Source organism: Maribacter flavus (genome assembly GCF_008386635.1).
In the GTDB taxonomy this organism is placed as follows: domain Bacteria; phylum Bacteroidota; class Bacteroidia; order Flavobacteriales; family Flavobacteriaceae; genus Maribacter; species Maribacter flavus.
Map to the genome: position 1 here is coordinate 2003536 of NZ_VUOE01000001.1, position 19347 is coordinate 2022882.

Annotated in this window: 12 protein-coding genes and 1 pseudogene; 8 read left to right on the plus strand and 5 right to left on the minus strand. The window is 42.2% G+C overall.

Annotated elements, in window-relative coordinates:
* Nucleotides 1–44 precede the first annotated feature (44 nt).
* Genes F0361_RS08665 through F0361_RS08675 form a run of 3 tightly spaced genes read left to right on the plus strand, consistent with a single transcriptional unit; the run spans nt 45 to nt 2609 of the window.
* Complete coding sequence (locus F0361_RS08665; protein ID WP_154918048.1) at nt 45–788, plus strand: glycerophosphodiester phosphodiesterase; 744 nt, start codon at nt 45–47, stop codon at nt 786–788.
* Nucleotides 788–2059, plus strand: coding sequence for a BaiN/RdsA family NAD(P)/FAD-dependent oxidoreductase (locus F0361_RS08670; protein ID WP_154918049.1), 1272 nt, complete (start codon nt 788–790; stop codon nt 2057–2059). Before F0361_RS08665 ends, F0361_RS08670 begins: the two co-directional genes overlap by 1 nt.
* A gap of 4 nt (nt 2060–2063) precedes the next feature.
* The gene (locus F0361_RS08675; protein WP_154918050.1) at nt 2064–2609 is read left to right on the plus strand and encodes a DUF1697 domain-containing protein; all 546 of its coding nucleotides are present in this window, start codon (nt 2064–2066) and stop codon (nt 2607–2609) included.
* Here F0361_RS08675 and F0361_RS08680 read toward each other — a convergent pair.
* Nucleotides 2602–3090 (minus strand): TspO/MBR family protein, encoded by a 489-nt coding sequence (locus F0361_RS08680; protein ID WP_154918051.1) that lies wholly within the window; start codon nt 3088–3090, stop codon nt 2602–2604. The two genes, F0361_RS08675 and F0361_RS08680, sit on opposite strands and share 8 nt — an antisense overlap.
* Before the next feature lie 67 nt (nt 3091–3157).
* Between F0361_RS08680 and F0361_RS08685 the strand changes: the two genes are divergently transcribed.
* From F0361_RS08685 to F0361_RS08705, 5 genes and pseudogenes are all read left to right on the plus strand, one after another.
* Entirely contained in the window at nt 3158–4243 is a 1086-nt protein-coding gene (locus F0361_RS08685; protein WP_154918052.1) for a diphosphomevalonate/mevalonate 3,5-bisphosphate decarboxylase family protein, read from the plus strand.
* A gap of 144 nt (nt 4244–4387) precedes the next feature.
* Complete coding sequence (locus tag F0361_RS08690; protein WP_154918053.1) at nt 4388–5323, plus strand: mevalonate kinase family protein; 936 nt, start codon at nt 4388–4390, stop codon at nt 5321–5323.
* 18 nt (nt 5324–5341) lie between these two features.
* Nucleotides 5342–6247 (plus strand): geranylgeranylglycerol-phosphate geranylgeranyltransferase, encoded by a 906-nt coding sequence (locus tag F0361_RS08695; protein ID WP_154918054.1) that lies wholly within the window; start codon nt 5342–5344, stop codon nt 6245–6247.
* A gap of 129 nt (nt 6248–6376) precedes the next feature.
* The gene (locus F0361_RS08700) at nt 6377–7219 is read left to right on the plus strand and encodes a pseudouridine synthase (protein WP_154918055.1); all 843 of its coding nucleotides are present in this window, start codon (nt 6377–6379) and stop codon (nt 7217–7219) included.
* Nucleotides 7220–7242: 23 nt separating this feature from the next.
* Nucleotides 7243–8301, plus strand: a pseudogene (locus F0361_RS08705) (zinc-binding metallopeptidase family protein).
* Between the two features lie 210 nt (nt 8302–8511).
* On the opposite strand, the gene F0361_RS08710 reads toward F0361_RS08705, so the two are convergent.
* From F0361_RS08710 to F0361_RS08725, 4 genes are all read right to left on the minus strand, one after another.
* Nucleotides 8512–9783: a hypothetical protein gene (locus F0361_RS08710; protein ID WP_246160842.1), complete on the minus strand. Its 1272-nt coding sequence runs from the start codon at nt 9781–9783 to the stop codon at nt 8512–8514.
* A 62-nt stretch (nt 9784–9845) separates the two neighbouring features.
* Nucleotides 9846–11441, minus strand: a complete 1596-nt coding sequence (locus F0361_RS08715; protein ID WP_154918056.1) for a M1 family metallopeptidase — start codon at nt 11439–11441, stop codon at nt 9846–9848.
* A 138-nt stretch (nt 11442–11579) separates the two neighbouring features.
* Entirely contained in the window at nt 11580–12512 is a 933-nt protein-coding gene (locus F0361_RS08720) for a PorP/SprF family type IX secretion system membrane protein (protein WP_154918057.1), read from the minus strand.
* Nucleotides 12513–12515: 3 nt separating this feature from the next.
* On the minus strand, nt 12516–19340 hold the full coding sequence (locus F0361_RS08725; RefSeq protein WP_154918058.1) for a BspA family leucine-rich repeat surface protein: 6825 nt from the start codon (nt 19338–19340) through the stop codon (nt 12516–12518).
* Nucleotides 19341–19347 lie beyond the last annotated feature (7 nt).

A 19347-nucleotide genomic window follows, 5' to 3' on the forward strand; every position in this document is an offset into this window, starting at 1 on the left:
GTTACTTATATTTGACTGATAAAAACGAAATTTATATAGCACAAATGAAAAGAGTATTTTTAACCTTGGTATTTGGGATACTACTATCTTCCTGCAATATGAATCAACCTTTGGTAATAGGACATAGGGGTGCCATGGGGCATGAGACCGAAAATACCTTGGCTTCCGTTCAGAAAGCCATAGATTTGGGCGTTGATATGATAGAAATCGATGTGTTCAAGATACAGAGCGGGGAAATCGTTGTTTTCCATGACGAAACGGTGGACAGATTGACAAACGGCCCTGGAAAGATTGAGGAATACAACATTTTCGATCTAAGCAGATTAATAGTAAATGGGGGACATAAAATACCCATGTTACAGGATGTCCTCAAATTGATAGACAATAAGGTGGCCTTGAACATCGAATTAAAAGGGGATGATACAGCCGATAAGGTCAACCATATCATGAACTATTACATTGAGAAACAAGGATGGTCGCCCGAAAATTTTATCATTTCCAGTTTCAAATGGGACGAGTTACGGGAAATGCGAAAATTGAACCCCAGTGTACAGTTAGCGGTGTTGACCGAGGAAAACCCGGTGGACGCCATTCCCGTGGCAAAGGAGCTGAACGCGGTTGCCATAAACCCCTATTTTAAAAACCTGGATTTGGAAATCGCAAACCAGATCAGGGAAGCCGGACTCAAAATTTACGTATGGACCGTCAATGAGGATTTTGATATTGACGCCATGAAGCGTATTGGAGTCGACGGAATCATTACCAATTATCCGGAAAGAATCCACTAATGTTCGATGTGGTCATAGTTGGGGGCGGGGCGGCCGGTTTTTTTGCGGCCATCCATATCGCTGAAGCTAGGCCCAACGTAAAGATAGCCATCCTGGAACGCGGCAAACAGGTGTTGACCAAGGTAAAGGTTTCGGGCGGTGGAAGATGTAACGTTACCCATGCCGAGTTCAATCCCGCTGACCTTGCGTCCAATTATCCAAGAGGGGAAAAGGAATTGTTAGGTCCTTTTCACAGTTTTGCCACAGGCGATACCATCGGGTTTTTTGAAAAAAGGGGTATCCCCTTAAAAATTGAGGAGGATGGTAGAATGTTTCCAACAACCGACTCCTCACAGACCATTATCGATTGTTTTACCTCCGAAGCGGAAAGATTGGGCGTGAAAATTTTTAGGGTTTGTACCGTTACGGGATTTGAAAATATTACTTCCGCAAAAGGGGATTACTGGCAAATTAACACAACAAAAAAAACGTATAAGTGCAAAAAACTGTTGGTAAGTACGGGCAGTAATCCCAAAATTTGGGATTTGTTGCAAGGGTTGGGCCACACAATCGTGAGTCCAGTTCCTTCCTTGTTTACGTTTAACATACAGGACGAACGCATCAAAAATATTCCGGGAATAAGTACGCACGCCGAAGTTGCCGTTTTGGACAAAATTAAATCTAGGAGGAATACAAATAGCGCATCCCAAAGCGAAATCCTTTCTTCGGAAGGACCCTTATTGATTACCCACTGGGGCATGAGCGGTCCGGCAATTTTGAAACTGTCCGCTTGGGGGGCGCAAATTTTGGATTCCTATAAATACGAGTTCAAAATTAGGGTTAATTGGGTGCCGGAATACCATCCGGCCGGACTCTTGGAATTGTTCTTGAAGGTGAAGCAGGTAGAAAAAAAGACCGTGCTACGGACCAAGGTCTTGGATATTCCTAAAAGACTCTGGGCCAATTTGGTGAGGGCTTCCGGTATCGATGACACTGTTACATGGCCAGACGTCACCAAGGCCCAATTACAGGAATTAACAACTCAATTGACGCAAGGTCTTTTTTTCGTGAACGGGAAAAGTACCTTTAAGGAGGAATTTGTGACCGCCGGTGGCGTGGACTTAAAGGAGGTAAATTTTAAGACCTTTGAAAGCAAAGTCCTCTCCAATATGTACTTTGCGGGGGAAGTTTTGAATATTGATGCGATTACGGGCGGCTTTAATTTTCAAAATGCCTGGACGGGCGGATTTTTGGCCGCCCAAGGAATCGTAAATAGCTTTGATAACACCTAGATACATGCCCAAGCAAATCGCCTTTTTAAGGGGAATCAACGTGAGCGGACAAAAGAAAGTGTCCATGGCAGAATTGAGTTCGCTCTTGACCAACAATGGGTTTAAGGGCGTTAGTACGTATATACAAAGTGGCAACATTATTTTTGAGGAAGCCCATGTTTCGGTTTCAGAAACAAAAGTTACTTTGGAAGAAACCATTAAGGCCCATTTTGGTTTTGAGGTACCCGTTTTAGTGAAGTCCCTACCCGATTTGCAAAAGATCATCCGCAATAATCCCTTTTCAAAAAAGGAGGATTTGGAGTCCAACAGGGTTTACTTTGTTATGCTTTTCGGGTCTCCGGAAAAGGAAAAATTGGCCTCTTTCAAGGAAGAAATCTATCCGAACGAATCATGGGAGCTAGTGGAAGATTGCCTCTATTTATGCTGCAAAAATGGATATGGCAATGCCAAATTGAACAACAATCTTGTGGAACGAAAATTAAACGTTCAGGCGACCACCAGAAACTACCGTACGATGATGAGGTTAATCGAAATGGGCGAAATTAGTTAAGTTCCCAGATTTTGTAGTTTAAAATAGTCGCAAAGCAGACCCATGCCAAATACGGTAGCAAGAGAAGGGCCGCTACCTTGCTCACCAGCCTAAACCATTTTATGGTAAATACTATCATGACCAGTAGCGTCAAGATGACCAATAAGGCCCAAAAAGGCGATTGCAGCCCAAAAAATACAATGCTCCAAAGGGCATTCAATAGAAGCTGAAAACCAAAATGATAAAGGGCAGTCTTTACCCATTTATGATGGAAACCCTTGGCCCATACCCAACCTGCAGAAATGCCCATTAGGATATACAGTGTAGTCCAAACAGGGGCGAACAACCAATTAGGGGGATTAAAACCGGGCTTGTTCAACGTAAGGTACCAATCGTTCACGGAACTTTGGGTAACCACACTGGATACGAACCCAATAATGAGACACACGGTAACACTTATAAAAACGAATGGGAGTCTTTTTCTAAGTAGGGCTGTGTTCATGCCCTAAAATAATCATTTATTTTTATTGCTCCTCCTAAAAACTATCTTTGCGGAAATAGTTGGCTTCATGACAGAAAAAGATTTTATTCCTTCAAATCCCAAGGTTTTAATCGCAACGGGAAAAGTCGCTTATAAATCTCCCAGTAACATTGCCTTGGTGAAATATTGGGGGAAAAGGGAAGGACAGATTCCTGCAAATCCTTCCATCAGCTTTACCTTGAGTGCCTGTGCCACAACCACTAAAATCCAATTTAAAAAACTGGATGGTCCTTCTCCTGGATTCGCTTTTGATTTTTTATTCGAGGGAAGCCCTAAGCCTAGTTTCAGACCAAAAATCGAGACTTTCTTCAAACGTATAAGCTCCTATTGTCCATTTTTAAAGGAGTATCACTTCACCATAGAAACCTCCAATTCGTTTCCCCACAGCAGTGGCATCGCTTCATCGGCAAGTGGTATGTCGGCTTTGGCCCTCTGTCTCATGGAAATCGAACGAATGCTTTACCCTGGAATGGATGATGATTTCTTCATAAAAAAGGCCTCTTTTCTGGCGCGTTTGGGTTCTGGGAGTGCCTGTAGAAGTTTGGAAGGACCCTTGGTAACCTGGGGTGTCCATGAGGAAATTCTAGACAGTACGGATTTATACGGAATTCCCTATAAAGAGGAGGTACACCCTATTTTCAAAAACTATCACGATACCATTCTTTTAGTGGACAAAGGACAAAAACAGGTAAGTAGTACTGTGGGGCACGATTTGGTCAAGGGGCATCCATTTGCCGAGCAACGCTTTCAGCAGGCACATAGGAATTTAGGCCGATTAAAACCGATTTTAAAATCCGGCAGCTTGGAAGAATTTATACAGGTTGTTGAAAGTGAGGCGTTGACCTTGCACGCCATTATGATGACAGGAGACCCTTATTTTGTCTTGATGAAACCTAATACACTGGAAATTATCAATAGAATTTGGGCGTTTAGGGAGGAATCCGGATCACATGTTTGCTTCACTTTGGACGCAGGTGCAAATGTTCATGTGCTTTATCCTGAAACTGAAAAGGAAAAAGTAAATCAATTTATTGTGAATGAGTTGGTTGCATACTGCGAAAACCAGCAGTATATTTGTGATCGAATTGGGCAGGGTGCGGTAAAATTAAATTAATTGCTACACTTCTAATTCAATTCAAGCGTTATTGAAGTAGGATTTTAAGCATTTGAAATAATATTTTTGATGTTATAGCACCTAAGTTGCAAATTAGTTGTCTATATTTAAATTGTCTTAGGCGTTGCCGGTTTACTTAAACAAATGAAGGGACCATTATTTTATTCAAAGATTCTTCTTTTTGGGGAGTATGGTATCATCAAGGATTCCAAAGGACTTTCCATTCCGTATAATTTTTTTAAAGGTGCTTTGAAAACCAATAATGATTCTGAAAAGGCGAAAAAGTCCAATCAGGCGTTGCGTGAATTTGCGTCCTATTTAAAGGAATTATCGATAACGGAACCAAATTTGGTGTCCTTTGATTTTAGTGCGATGGATACCGATATTGAGGAAGGCATGTATTTTGACAGTTCCATCCCGCAAGGGTACGGAGTAGGTAGCAGTGGTGCCTTGGTCGCGGCTATTTACGATAAATATGCAAAGGACAAGATTACCGTATTGGAGAACCTGACCAGGGAAAAGCTTTTATCTTTAAAGCTCATTTTTGGTAAAATGGAATCCTTTTTCCACGGTAAGTCATCTGGTCTGGACCCCTTGAACAGTTATTTAAGTTTGCCTATACTTATCAATTCCCAAGATAATATTGAATCTACCAGTATCCCCTCCCAAAATTTGGAAGGTAAGGGAGCCGTATTTTTATTGGACAGTGGATCTATTGGTGAAACGGCACCAATGGTTCAAATCTTTATGGAACAAATGAAGAATGAAGGCTTTAGGAATATGCTTAAAGACCAATTTATTAAGCATACCGATGCCTGTGTGGAGGATTTTGTGAACGGTAACATTAAATCACTTTTCTGGAACTTGAAAAAGCTTTCCCATGTGGTATTGGATAATTTTAAACCAATGATTCCCGCCAAATTTCATGACCTTTGGAAACAAGGAATCGAGACCAATGACTACTATCTAAAACTATGTGGCTCTGGAGGCGGTGGTTATTTTCTTGGATTTACAGAGGATTTTGAAAAAGCACAGGAGGCCCTAAAGGATTACAAATTAGAGGTGGTCTACAACTTCTAGTATATACCCAACATTTTCATGCTTAGTAGAAAAAACAAACTCTTGCTATTAAAAGTATTGAGTCTGTTTTCCGTGGTACGTGGGTATAATCTTTTGATGATCATTTTGGCACAGTACCTGGCTTCCATCTATATCCTTTCCCCAAATTTACCCTTGAGACAGGTTGTTTTTGATGTAAATCTATTTGTAATCGTAATCGCTTCCGCTCTGGTAATCGCCGCAGGCTACATTATCAATAATTTTTACGATGCGGAAAAGGATTTAATCAACAAGCCCCGAAAGACCATGTTGGACCGCTTGGTGAGCCAGCGATTTAAATTGAGTACCTACTTCATTTTGAATTTTTTGGCTGTTTTTGCGGCCAGTTACGTTTCTTTTCGGGCAGTGCTTTTCTTTTCGGCCTATATTTTCGGTATATGGTTCTACTCCCACAAAGTGAAGAAAATCCCGTTCTTTGGCAACTTTGTATCGGCTACATTGGCAATCACCCCCTTTTTTGCGATTTTTGTGTACTACAAGAATTTTGAAACCGTCATTTTTGTGCATGCGATGTTTCTCTTTTTGTTGATATTGGCGAGGGAATTGATCAAGGATTTGGAAAATATTTCTGGGGATGTCGCCCAAAATTACCGAACCATACCCATTATTTATGGGGTCAACGTATCCAAATTCCTGATAGCGATACTGATGTTATTGACCCTGATACCTGCCTTATTGCTGATTTTTAAGTTCGATGTTGGGTATATGAACTATTATTTTGCCGGATGTATCCTTCTTTTTATACTCTTTTTAGGCATCCTCTTTAAATCAAGCACCCGAAAGCATTTTTTGTGGTTGCACAACATCCTGAAACTGGTCATTGTGGTGGGCGTTTTTAGTATTCTCTTGATCGATGTAGACCTGGTTTTAAATCGCATTCTTTAATCCTTAGTATTGGATGTTTTCATTTTCTTCAATATATAGAAGTACTTATTTAATATAATATTTGATACGTTCAGGAATTAGTGTACGCATTGGCTCGCCTTTCTTACCTTTGTCCAAAATAAAACCGTTATGAGTAGGGGAGAGTCAAACAAAGGGGATAAAGCATCGGGAAGACAAGGGGGGACTTTTAGGAAAAAAAGTTACGCTAGGGGCAATGCGCCTATCAAGAAAAACACCGCTCCAAAACAGGTAAGCGACCCCAACTCCATCCGCCTGAACAAATATGTAGCCAATTCCGGGGTCTGTTCCAGAAGGGATGCGGATATCTATATTTCTGCGGGAAATGTTACCGTAAACGGGAAACCCGTTACCGAAATGGGCTACAAAGTGAAACTTTCTGATGAAGTTAGGTTTGACGGACAGTTGTTGAATCCCGTAAAAAAGGAATACGTGCTTTTGAACAAACCGAAGGATTTCTCCACAACCATTCGCGACGAAAAGGGCAAACGTCATGTTTCCGGATTGATATCCAGTGCATCAAAATCAAAACTACTCCCAGTTGACAAAATGGACAAGGAAGATACCGGACTTCTTCTTTTTACCAACGACGGAGATTTGACCAAACGCCTTAAAAGTCCTATCAACGGATTGCGAAAAATTTATCATGTGGTATTGGACAAAGATCTTAGAAACGCAGACCTGGTAAAGATCCAGGAAGGCGTGGTGGTGAATGAGAAGGTCGTCAAAGTACAGGATATCAGTTTTATAGACGATGCCCCAAAAAGGGAAGTGGGCATAGAGATTTATAGTTCCAGAAATAAAATTGTAAACAGACTTTTTGAGCAATTGGGGTATACCATCGCAAGAATGGATCGTGTGGTGTATGGAGGTCTCACAAAAAAGGATTTGCCCAGAGGTCATTGGAGATACTTGACCGAGCAGGAGGTCATTAATTTTAAGATGATAAAATGAATGTAGCCCATGCCTAAGTTTCTATGAAATTATTCCAATGTTCCAACTGTGGAAATTCAATTGTTTTTGAAAATAATAGATGTGTTTCCTGCGGATATTACCTGGCCTATAGTTCGTTCTATAATCAAATGGTTTCCCTTTCCCCAAATCTTTCACAATGGAACACACCCTCCTTGGGCGATTGGCAATACAAGTATTGTGTCAATAGCCAACATGGAACCTGCAATTGGCTGGTCCCCCTAGACAGCCCTTCCGGATTTTGTCTTGCCTGTTCATTAAATAGGACCATACCGGATTTAACCGTAATAAAAAACCAAGAAAATTGGAAGAAAATTGAGATCGCAAAGCACAGGCTCGTTTATCAGCTCCTACGATTAAGGTTACCCATTTTCAACAAAAAGGAAAATTTTGTCGAGGGACTATGTTTCGATTTCCTATCTCCAAAAAACAGGGACAACCTAAAAACTGGACATGCCAACGGTGTTATTACGATTCTTATATCTGAGGCGGATGCCGTTGTTAGGGAAAAGGTTAAGCAAAATATGGAAGAGCGTTACAGAACGATGCTTGGTCATTTTAGACATGAAGTAGGTCATTATTACTGGGATGTTTTGATAAGCAACGATAAAGTTACGTTGTCAAACTTTCGGTAAGTTTTTGGTGACGAATCCATTTCTTACGAGAATTCCTTACAGAATTATTATACCAACGGCCCACGTCATGATTGGCAGAATTTCCACATTAGCAAATACGCATCTTCACATGCTTGGGAAGATTGGGCAGAAACCTGGTCTCATTATCTCCATCTAATGGATACTTTGGAAACCGCATATAATTTTGGACTACAAACATCCCCGAAATTGAGAGGGACAAATGACCTGGACGTGAATGCCAATTTCGACCCTTACATGGAGAACGATTTTCAAGCTATTTTACGAACTGCGATTCCATTGTTTTATACATTGAACAGTATGAACAGGTCTATGGGAAAGGACGATGCCTACCCTTTTGTAATATCAGAGCCCGTAAAGTCAAAATTAACATTTATTCATAATCTTCTAATCAAAGGGAAAGGTTTTTGAACCAAACTTTGATTTGAATGTGGTAGCTTCTTTTTGTCAATTATGCTAAATTGTAAAAAAGGACAAATCATGAATATATCACCCGTATTAGGTTTTGCTAAACTTTTGGTAAAAAGCAGGAAGACTAAATTAATATTGATTGGAGCTCAACTTGGGTATATTGGCTATAAATACTTGAAAAACAGGAAAAGAAAACACTCTAAGTCCAAATCAGGGACAATCAAAACATCTAATCAAGGAACTAGGTAGTTTTAAATCTTCTGAACCTTTAAGAGGCTCTGTTAGGTAATCTTTATCTTTTATGATTTCGTAAAATTCATTTGCTATTTGGGGAAGTTTATCTCTTCTTGATTTAATAGAGTTGATAATTTCTTCACCGTCCAATTCAAATATGGAATTTGGCCAAGCCTTAAAACTTTCTTCAATAGCCAAATCCGTAAGTTTATTTTGTAGTAGGTCCGCTTCTTTAATGAAATTTTCCCTGGAGGTATTTTTTAGAAAATAAATATCAATGGGCATAACTAATCCAGGTAGATAATCTATATCTTCTTGGAAGGATTGGAGATCCGGCAATATATATTTGTTTGAAATAATCGAGGGTATGATTCCGTCAATACTAAAAAATGCGTTGTCCCTATCCCCCGCAAGTGGTATTGCCATATGACCAGTCTCATTTTCAATCACTACCCACCCCCATTGCTTGGAATGGCGGTCCCAATCGCCAATTACAATATCCAATAGCCTAGCCCTAATAAATGCTGATTTGTCTATCTTTAGCATAGCACCCAATTCCATTTTCGATTCTTGTAGTTTTTCTGTATCCACAATTTCTTTTACCTGTTTAAAGGGTGTCCAATTTTTTCCTCCATCCGTTTCATGTTCCAGCAAGTAAATTTTATTGCCATAGTCTTTGTTGTAAGTACCCAAAGCATTTTGTCTAGGAAGAAAAACAGCTTTTGGCTGGGTATGCAAGAGATTTGACTTTTCGGCCAATTTAGCCACCGCTATGGCGGCATATGGATGCTGGGCGGAAATCCCATCAACAATTATATTCTCTAAACCAAGAGTTTTTGCCCATTTTGGAACTAATGGTTCTGGATTTTTATTTATGCTTCTAAGGGTAAAAATATACCCATCTTTGGTTTCTAGTTTGAGACTATGGGTTTGTTTTCCACCGCCTTCCTCCAAAATCTTGGCACCTCCATGTAAAGTGTCCAATTGTAATATTGGAAATTGAAAGGGTGTGGACCATACTTTACGATATTGCTGTCCTTGCATTATCGTTTTTAATTTATTTGCTTTATACAGTGTAGTTGGGGCAATAAGAACCGAATCTATTCTGGAAAAATCCATAGATTTTAAATCTTCGATATTCAGAACTATGGAAGTTTTACTTTCCTTTTCGGTAGAGGAAACAGAGATATAGGTAAGCAAAATAAAAATGAAAATTACTACCCCTATAATTATACCAATTTTTTTCATGGACCTAAGTTACCCATGACGTATGTAAGATAATATTTCTGAAAGATTTTTTTGGGACCCAATTACGATTTTTCCTCGAACAACAACCAGACATTTGGGTCTAAGGTCAAGGACTTGGGAGCTTCTTTCATGGGTATTTCAAAAATGGTTTTTTTGCCTACCACGTCCAATGTAAAGGTTCTTCCCTGCTCATTTCCAATTTGAATTTCCAAAGGAAAGGAAAAGGTAGCATGTTCCTGCACCTGTTCTATGTCCACAAAAAGCTTGTTTTTTTCATAATTCCATCCCCATTTTATTTCTGGATAACCCTTTGTGTATATCCATTGCTGAAAAAAAGTATCCAGATTTTTTCCTGAAATTTCTTCCATTACGGTTTTGAAATCTTCCGTTAGTGCATTGGAGTTTTGGTATTTTTTATAATAGGCAACAATGCCTTCCCAAAACAAGGTGTCCCCTAATTCGCGCCTGAGCATATGTAGCACCCAACCCCCTTTTTGGTACGTATTCACGCTCAGGACCTTCATTGGGTCCTTAATACTAGGGTCTACGATGGGCGATGGGTTTTTCTTGTAATAATCCAATATTTGGTTTCGGTCCAAAAGCAGTTCCTCTTTTCTTTTTTCGTCCCCGTAGACACTTTCTTGGTACAAAATTGCAAAGTAGGTAGCGAAGCCTTCGCTAAGCCAAACATGGTTCCAGTCCTTTTCTGAAGCCGAATTCCCAAACCACTGGTGCGCAATTTCATGCGCAATAAGGCCCTCAACTTCGTTCTTTCCATTCACCGAATTTTCAAAATAGGCAATGGTTCCAGCGTTTTCTAGGCCTCCCCATTGGGTCTTTGCCTGCATGTTCGCTAGTTTGGCATAGGAATAGGGCCCTATTTGGTCTATAAAATATCGAAGTACTTTGGTGGCCACCCCATAATCCGAAAAACCCTCCAACCGATTCTCAGGATATACCCATGCTGTGACTGGAATATCATATACTTCTCCCAACAACCTACTGGCAAATCTCGTGACGCCTATGGTCACCACCTTCATGGCAACGGGAGCCGTTTCCCTGTAAATGGTCAATTTGGTTGCATTATCAAGATAGCTTTCCTCTATTTTTTCGCCCGTGGCCACCACATCATAATGGTCCGGGGCCGTTATTCTAAATTCTACCGAGGCTTTATCGTAAGGATGGTCCACGGAAGGCAACCAGTGCCTTGCCAAATTGGGCCAGTTATCCCCAAAAAAAGATCGTTGGCCAAACTTGGTGGTGTCTATCACCAATCCTCTTTCCGGAATACCTTGATAATTTACCGTATATACTTGCGACCGCGTTGTTAATTGGGTTGGACTGATGCTAATTTTGTCGTTTTCAAACACATAGTCTATGGGTTTTCCAGCTTCGGAAATGCCGGATATTTTCATTCCGTAGTTACCGGAATACCCTACAAGATCTAGATGAAATGGAACCGCTTCCTTTTCAAAATCCACATGGATTTCGGCCTCTCCGGTAATAATATTGGTAGTATCGTTCAGATGCAGGTTGAAGATATACTTTTTTATATCGACCGATGCATTTCTAACATAGGTATCCTGTGATATCAAGGAAAGCGAGCATAAAAAAAGAATGAAAACAGTACCGATGGATTTGCATGGATATTTGATCATGGATTCGTTTTGCTTACAATATATCGGCCTAAGATAAAATATATCCGTGTTTTATCCATGGGGTTTGAAAACCGGACTACCAAAATTCCCGAATTCAAAGCCGTGATACAGTTCCATGCTTGAATCAAGGAAGAGCTATCAATCCCTATGATACCCTTCGCCAAAAAGATAGCTCACTACGATTCCATGGGTATTCCCAAGCGGATTGTTGTTAAATGCCAAGTTGTAGTTATAAATTGCACGTATGTTTTTTAGGAGATAAACTCCGGCCAACAGGTTTATGGAAGAATTGGTGCGGTACCCCGTGCCCAGCTCGAACCTATTTTTATAGCTCATGGCGATGTTAAAATCCACTTGAAACGGAGCGCCGTTTTCATACTTGGCCAGCACATTGGGTTTGATCATGATTTCCTCAAAGATGTTCGAATAAAATCGGTAGCCAAAATATCCGTAATACGCATTGGAGAGATCTAGATTGTCATCCGTAGCCAAGGTATCCCCCAATACATTGGGAGCCGAAAAGCCCAAATGAAAATCTGCCAGATTCAATAATATTCCCAAGCCAATGGTGGGTATGGACGCATTGATGTTCTGGGCGAAATTGGGATCACCAACAATACCCAGATCAAGGAGATTGTCCTGGTATTGCTGTAGACCTCCCGTGATGGCAAAAGAGAGTGAGTTTGGTGTGTATACCTGCCAATACGGCCTGTTTTTCTTTGTGTCGAAGAATATTTTATAGGAATAGGTCGCAAAAGCATTTGTAGATGTGGTAACTCCGATTTCGTCCCTAATAAACCCCGCTCCCAAACCTACTTTTCCTCTGTTCAAAGGAGTATGCAGGCTTAAGGCAAAACTACGCGGACTTCCTTCTACCCGATTGAAAAACCCTGTGTTGCTCAAGGAGACTTCCGTACTAGGTGCCAGTCCCGCATAGGCCGTATTGATCAGATACGGATTGTAATTATACTCGGCGAACAAAGGAGTCTGCTGCGCCTGTAATTTGTTTACGCCTATCTGAAATAAAATGTATATCGCCAATAAAGCGAATTGGTATATTGTTTTGTTCATGTATTATCGCTTTAAGACTAAAAACCCTTGTAGTTTATTGAGATTGTGTTCACCCGATACCTGAATATTAAAGAAATAGGTGCCACTAGGGAGTTCACTGGCCCCAAGTTGGGTTTTTCGGTTGGCGGTACCACTAAATACATTGGACTGATTGTCATAACCCTGGATCTCGAATACCAGATCCCCCCATCGGTTATAGATGGAGACCGTGTTATCAGGATTTAGTTCAATACCGTCAATGGTCCAAAAATCGTTTATGCCATCCCCATTGGGAGAGAAACCGTATTGGGTGTCGTCCTGGTTAATGGTGGTAAACATAAATTCGGTACAGTCTATGGCATCGCCCAGCGAATTATACGGGGTAATCGTCACATAATATCTGGTGTCCTCCATCAATCTTTCTGTAAATGAGTAGGAAGTTAGGATGCTTACATCTTCATTATTGACCACATCGTTGGCACCTGGAGAAGTACCAACGCTGAGACGGTATCCGTCTGCCGTTGGGGATTCCTCCCAAGTCAAGGTTACATCTACAGGAACGTTGGTGTCCCCATTGCTTGGAGTAAGCAAGGAGGTACAATCAGGTATTGTGGGCAAGGTTTCCGTGGTAAAACTTTCTTCAGAACATCCCATCGCCGTTCCATCTGCATTGTAGGGAACAACAGTTACAAAAATGGTGGAAGCTTCGGGCAGATCCGTTGTCAGATTATAGGTTCCTACATTTCCAACATCTACACTGTCCAGAATTTCGTTACCGCCTGAGGAAGTTCCTATGCTGAGGTAGTAACCATCGGCATTGGTAACGGTAGCCCAGGAAATATCGCTGGATAGGATCACATCGGTTGCATTATTTAATGGACTCGTCAGGTTGGTGCAATTCGGAACATTCAATACAGTTTCCGTAACGAAACTCTCTTCCATACACCCCATGGCACTTCCAACGGCATTGTAAGGGGTTATTGTGATAAAAATTTCGGTTTCTTCTGGTAGGTCCATCGCCAAATCGTACATACTCACATTGCCAACGTCCATAGTATCCAAGATGTCATTTCCGCCGGAAGTAGTTCCTATGGTCAGGTAATATCCATCCGCATTGGGAACGGTAGCCCAAGAAATATTGGTGGATAGGATTACGTCGGTTGCATTGTTGAGCGGAGCCGTTAAATTGGTACAGTTGGGAGCCGTAGGCAAGGTTTCGGTCACAAAACTTTCTTCCGTACAACTTATGGCATTTCCAACGGAATTATAGGGTACAATGGTCACAAAAATGGTGGTAGCTTCGGGCAAATCCGTTGCCAAATCATACATACTCACGTTGCCAACGTCCACAGCATCCAAAATGTCATTTCCGCCGGAAGTAGTTCCCATGCTCAGGTAATACCCATCCGCATTGGAAACGGTAGTCCAGGAGATATTGCTGGACAGGATTACATCGGTCGCGTTGTTGAGCGGAGCCGTTAAACTGGTGCAATTGGGTACGGTAGGCAAGGTTTCCGTAGTAAAACTTTCCTCGGTACACGAAGTGGCACTTCCAAAACTATTGTACGGTACAAGGGTCACGAAAATGGTCGTATTTTCCGGTAAATCATTGGCCAGGTCATACAAAGTCACATTCCCAACATCCATAGCGTCAAGAATATCCGTAGCTCCGGATGCCGTTCCTACAGTAAGATAATACCCATCCGTATTTGCGGCCGTGTTCCAACTGATATTAGTATTCATGGCTACATTGGATGCCCCGTTCAATGGGGACGCAAGCGTGGTACAAAGGGGAGGGTTGTTCAAGGTGGATGTTCCTGTCCTGAAATTCTCCTCGGCACATCCTACGGCATCGCCTACCTCGTTATAGGGTATAATGGTCACGTAATGGGTCCTATTGATTTGTAAATTTTGCGCGAAAGAATACGTAGTGGTATTTCCTACGTCGATACCATTGGCGATTTCAATACCGCCCTGTGTTATCCCCACATTGACGATGTAGCCTTTAGCGCCGTCCACCACGTTCCAAGTAAGGTCCGTATCAATGGGTACATTCACGGACCCAGATATAGGATTGGTAAGGTTTGTGCACACCGGTGGTACGGGAATCAACTCCGTACGGAAGCTTTCCTCGGTACATCCCAGAGCAGGATCTTGTTCGTTATAGGGTACTATCGTTACATAAATATCCGTATCCTCCGTTAAATTGGTTGCTAGGTCATAGTTGGTGATATTACCAACGTCTACATTATCCAGGATTTCGTTGCCCCCGGAACTGGTGCCAATCGTTAATCTATAGCCATCTGCATTGGAAATGGGCTCCCAGGACAAATCGGTGTCCACGGCTACTTCCGTAGCTCCGTTCATGGGCATAGTAAGTTGGGTACATTCCGGTATGGTTGGTGGATTGCTAGCAATGGTGAAACTTTCTTCCGAGCATCCTGTCGCACTTCCCGTATCATTGGTGGGAACGATGGTCACGTACACTGTTTCACCTCCAGTAAAATCGGTCGGGAACTCATAGGATGTGGCATTTACCACGACTTCATTGTTCAGGATATCATTGCCTCCCGGAGTAGTGCCTACAGTCAAATGGTATTCACGGGCATAGAGTACCGGCTCCCAATTTAGGTTGGTGTTCACGGGTACATCAAGCTCACCGTTGAAAGGGGCGACGAGTAGGGTACATTCCGGAATTGGGCAATCCAGTATATCCTGGTAGAAAGACCAACCATAGTTGTCCATCATGGACTGTCTTTCTTCAAGGGCATCGCAATAGAGTAAGCCTTGGGCCCCCAGCGAAAGACCGGGAGTAAGACTTTGTTCGGACCATGAGATCAAGGTACTGTCATAGTTTATGCGGGTCAAGGCCGTATTATTGAGCATGTTGGTCACGTTGTTGACGTTGTCCATGGTCCAATCCCCCAAATACTGGTCAAAGGCCGATGCATTTTCGAACATGCCTTGCAAGGAAACACTGCCCAGGTCCCATTGGTCCATAGCTTGGTTAAAAGCCGATGCACTCCTGAACATAAAATTCATACTGCCCACACCAGAAACCCGCCAGGAGTTTATATTCTGGTCAAAGGCCGATGCATTTTCGAACATACTTTGCATTGTGGTGACCTTTCGAACGTTCCAATTGTCCAAAGGTTGGTTAAAGGCCGATGCCCCGTTGAACATGGAAAGCATGGTAGTGACCGATGCCACGTTCCAAGAATTCATAGGTTGGTTGTAGGACGTAGCGTTTTGGAACATGGACTCCATTGTGGTTACAAAGGAAGTGTTCCAAGCATCGATATCTTGGTCAAAGGCCGTTGCCCCCCTGAACATTTCTTGGGCGTTCAATAGTTCACCGGTATCCCAATTGGCCAAAGGCTGGTCAAAAACAACGGCATCCTTGAACATGGCTTCCATATTGGTTACGGAACCTACGTTCCAGTTCCCAATTGGACCGTTAAATACCGATGCATCTTCGAACATGGAGTTCATCAAGGTTACGGAAGAGACATCCCAACTGTTCAATGGTTGGTTGAAAAGTGCCGCACTCTCGAACATGGATGCCATATTGGCCACCGCGCTTACGTTCCAAGAATCCAGAGGTTGGTTAAAGGCGGAAGCCGATTGGAACATGGATTGCATGTTCACCACGGAATTCACGTCCCAGTTGCCCAAAGGTTGGTCAAAAACACCTGCCAATTGGAACATACTGCGCATATTGGTAACATTGGTAACGTTCCAAGTATTGATGTTTTGATCAAAGACCTTTGCATCGTAGAACATGTATTGCATATTCGTAACTTCGGACACATCCCAATTACCCAAGGGCTGGTCAAAATTATCCGTATCCCGGAACATGTAGCTCATGTCCAGGACATTGGATACGTCCCAGCTATTTATGTTTTGATTGAATGCCGTACTTCTGCGGAACATGGCCTGCATATTAGTAACACTGCTCACGTTCCAATTGTCCAAGGGTTGGTTGAAGGCCATATCAGATACAAAGCCATCGAACATTTGACTCATATCCGATACATTGCCAACGTTCCAGGAATTTAGCGGCTGGTTAAATAATTCCGCTCTTTCGAACATGGAAGACATATTGGTAACATTACTTACGTTCCAACTATCTATATTTTGATTGAATACGGATGCCTGCCGGAACATATCCGCCATATTGGTTACACTGCTTACATTCCAATTGTTAAGGGGCTGGTCGAACGAGGTTGCTGCTAAAAACATGGCGCTCATGTTGGTAACGTTACTTACGTTCCAATTGTTCAACGGTTGGTTAAAATCCGATGCACCTAGGAATACACCGTACATATCGGTCACGTTGCTTACGTCCCAGTTTTCAATATTTCCATTGAACAAATAGCAAGATCCGAACATACTACGCATACTGGCCACATTAGACAAATCTGGAATATCCGTGGCGTTGTATTCCATGTTTTGGCATCCATAAAAGGCAAGCTCCATGGATTCCCAAGGTTGTGTTCCCCATTGATCTATGGAGATTAGTTTAATACTATCTGAATTGGAGTAATAATGGTGGGGTGCGGGAAAAGAGCCTATAATGGAAACTGTATAAATACCAGGTGTAAGATAGGTGTGCGTAATAGTTCCTGTAACATTATTGTTGTATTGCCCATCTCCCCAATCTATCGAATAATCATACGTAAAATAATTTGGATACCCCGTATTTGCTTCTATTTTTAACTGATTGGCCGGAGTACTCTTATAGTCGGTCAGTCCAGTGTTGTAAGTGAGCTTAAAGGCAGCTGGGCTATTGACCCAACTTTCCACTACGGTGAACGAAATGGGAGAACATCCCACAGCATCCCCTTCGTCATTAAATGGGATCACCAATACGGAAACATCGTCCCCTGGGGTAAATTCATTGGTGAAGTCAACCCCAACGTTATTCGCTGCCAGGGTTTGGTTGTATACTTCCACGGGTCCTGAGCCATCGTCCCTTGTGACGGTTATCCTATACCCAGTTGCATTGGGTACCGGATCCCATCGTATATCACTATTGGCAGGTACTTGGGTATCACCTGCCGCCGGCATTGTAATATTTGCGCAAAGGACAAAGGAACAGTTTATGGAATCCCCTGTGATGTTCCAGCCATGGTTATCCATCAAATCTTGTCTGGCATCGCGACCATCACAATAAGTAAGGTTCGTAACTCCCAGGTTTACGTTTGATTGAACCGTTTGGAATCCCCACCCGATTAAAGTGTTGTCATAATTTGCTTGGGAAAGACCAGAATCTGACAGCATATGCTCCATGCTGGATATATTGCCAATAGGCCACATGCCAAGATTTTGATCAAATGCCGTGGCTTCCTGGAACATCCTGCCCATATTGGTCACATTCGCGGTATTCCAATTGGAGAGTGGTTGATTGAAAACATCGGCACCCCTGAACATACCGCTCATATTGGTAACGATATCCACCACCCACGAGTTCAGGGGTTGGTCAAAGGCCAAAGCTCCTAAGAACATGTTGTTCATCAACGTAACGTTACTTACGTCCCAGCTATCCAGAGGCTGATTAAAAAGTGGCGCATTCTGAAACATTTCGCTCATATCCGTAACGGAGCTTACAACCCAGCTTCCAATGGGTTGATTGAACATATGGGCACCATTGAACATGCCCTTCATATTGGTAACATTGCTCACATTCCATCCGGTTATGTCCTGATTAAAATTGTCCGTGTCCCGGAACATGTAGCTCATATTGGTCACATTGCTAACGTCCCAGTTGTTCAGTGGTTGGTTGAATGTAACGTTCCAAATCCATCCATCGAACATACTGGCCATACTGGTCACGTTGCTCACGTCCCAATTGTTCAAGGGTTGGTTAAAAGTTCTATGTCTATAGAACATGTTGCTCATGTTGGTCACATTGCTCACGTCCCAACCTTCTATGGGTTGGTTGAATTGACCTTGTGCGAACATGTAGCTCATATTTGTTACATTGCTAACATTCCAATTGCCAATAGGTTGGTTAAAACCGGAGCTGTAGAACATATTGGACATGTCCGTTACATTGCCAACGTTCCAGTTGTTCAAAGGGCGGTTGAAACTATTTGTACTTTGAAAGGTCCCGGACATATTGGTAACCTGACTTACGTCCCAATTGTTGATGTTTTGATTGAATGAAGTGGCAGCTGAGAACATTCCTTCCATGGTAGTGACGGAGGCCACGTTCCAGTTGTCCAAAGGTTCGTTGTAGGCGTTTGCACTATTAAACGTATTGGTCATGTCCGTAACGGAAATCGTATTCCAGGCATCCAAGGGCCTATTGAAAATGGTAGCTCCGTGAAACAGACCAGCCATGGTTGTGACATTGACTACGTCCCAATTGTTCATGATACCATTAAAGCTTCGGCAATTTCGAAAGGTTTGGAACATGTTGGTAACTTGCGATAAGTCTGGGGAATTAATGGCATCAAAGTTGAGGTTTTCACATCCGAAAAATGCATTTTCCAAGGTTTGCCATTGGATGTTGCCCCAGTCCAGTATTTCAATGATTTTTAGTCGGTCTCCCGTATTGTTAAAATAAATGGCAGGAAAAGTACCGCTAATTTGTATCGTATAATTTCCAGGAGATGCGTAGGTGTGAGTTATATTCCCCGTAACTCCCGTATCGATACTTCCATCGCCCCAGTCCACGTCGTAGTTATAGGTCGTATAGGCGGGATTTGTAGGTATGGTTACCTCATTGGCCACCGAAGATCCGCTGCTTGTATTGTTCGTATTCCAAATCGAAGTGAAGGATTGGGAATTGGCCTTTAAGCCTAGTATCAGTAGTATGAAAAACGGGAAGAACTTCTTGAACATAATACGA

Bases quoted from the DNA above. Each gene is read 5' to 3' on its own strand.
- F0361_RS08665 (WP_154918048.1), top strand. From the start codon at position 45: ATGAAAAGAGTATTTTTAACCTTGGTATTTGGGATACTACTATCTTCC.
- F0361_RS08670 (WP_154918049.1), top strand. From the start codon at position 788: ATGTTCGATGTGGTCATAGTTGGGGGCGGGGCGGCCGGTTTTTTTGCG.
- F0361_RS08675 (WP_154918050.1), top strand. From the start codon at position 2,064: ATGCCCAAGCAAATCGCCTTTTTAAGGGGAATCAACGTGAGCGGACAA.
- F0361_RS08680 (WP_154918051.1), bottom strand. From the start codon at position 3,090: ATGAACACAGCCCTACTTAGAAAAAGACTCCCATTCGTTTTTATAAGT.
- F0361_RS08685 (WP_154918052.1), top strand. From the start codon at position 3,158: ATGACAGAAAAAGATTTTATTCCTTCAAATCCCAAGGTTTTAATCGCA.
- F0361_RS08690 (WP_154918053.1), top strand. From the start codon at position 4,388: ATGAAGGGACCATTATTTTATTCAAAGATTCTTCTTTTTGGGGAGTAT.
- F0361_RS08695 (WP_154918054.1), top strand. From the start codon at position 5,342: ATGCTTAGTAGAAAAAACAAACTCTTGCTATTAAAAGTATTGAGTCTG.
- F0361_RS08700 (WP_154918055.1), top strand. From the start codon at position 6,377: ATGAGTAGGGGAGAGTCAAACAAAGGGGATAAAGCATCGGGAAGACAA.
- F0361_RS08710 (WP_246160842.1), bottom strand. From the start codon at position 9,783: ATGAAAAAAATTGGTATAATTATAGGGGTAGTAATTTTCATTTTTATT.
- F0361_RS08715 (WP_154918056.1), bottom strand. From the start codon at position 11,441: ATGATCAAATATCCATGCAAATCCATCGGTACTGTTTTCATTCTTTTT.
- F0361_RS08720 (WP_154918057.1), bottom strand. From the start codon at position 12,512: ATGAACAAAACAATATACCAATTCGCTTTATTGGCGATATACATTTTA.
- F0361_RS08725 (WP_154918058.1), bottom strand. From the start codon at position 19,340: ATGTTCAAGAAGTTCTTCCCGTTTTTCATACTACTGATACTAGGCTTA.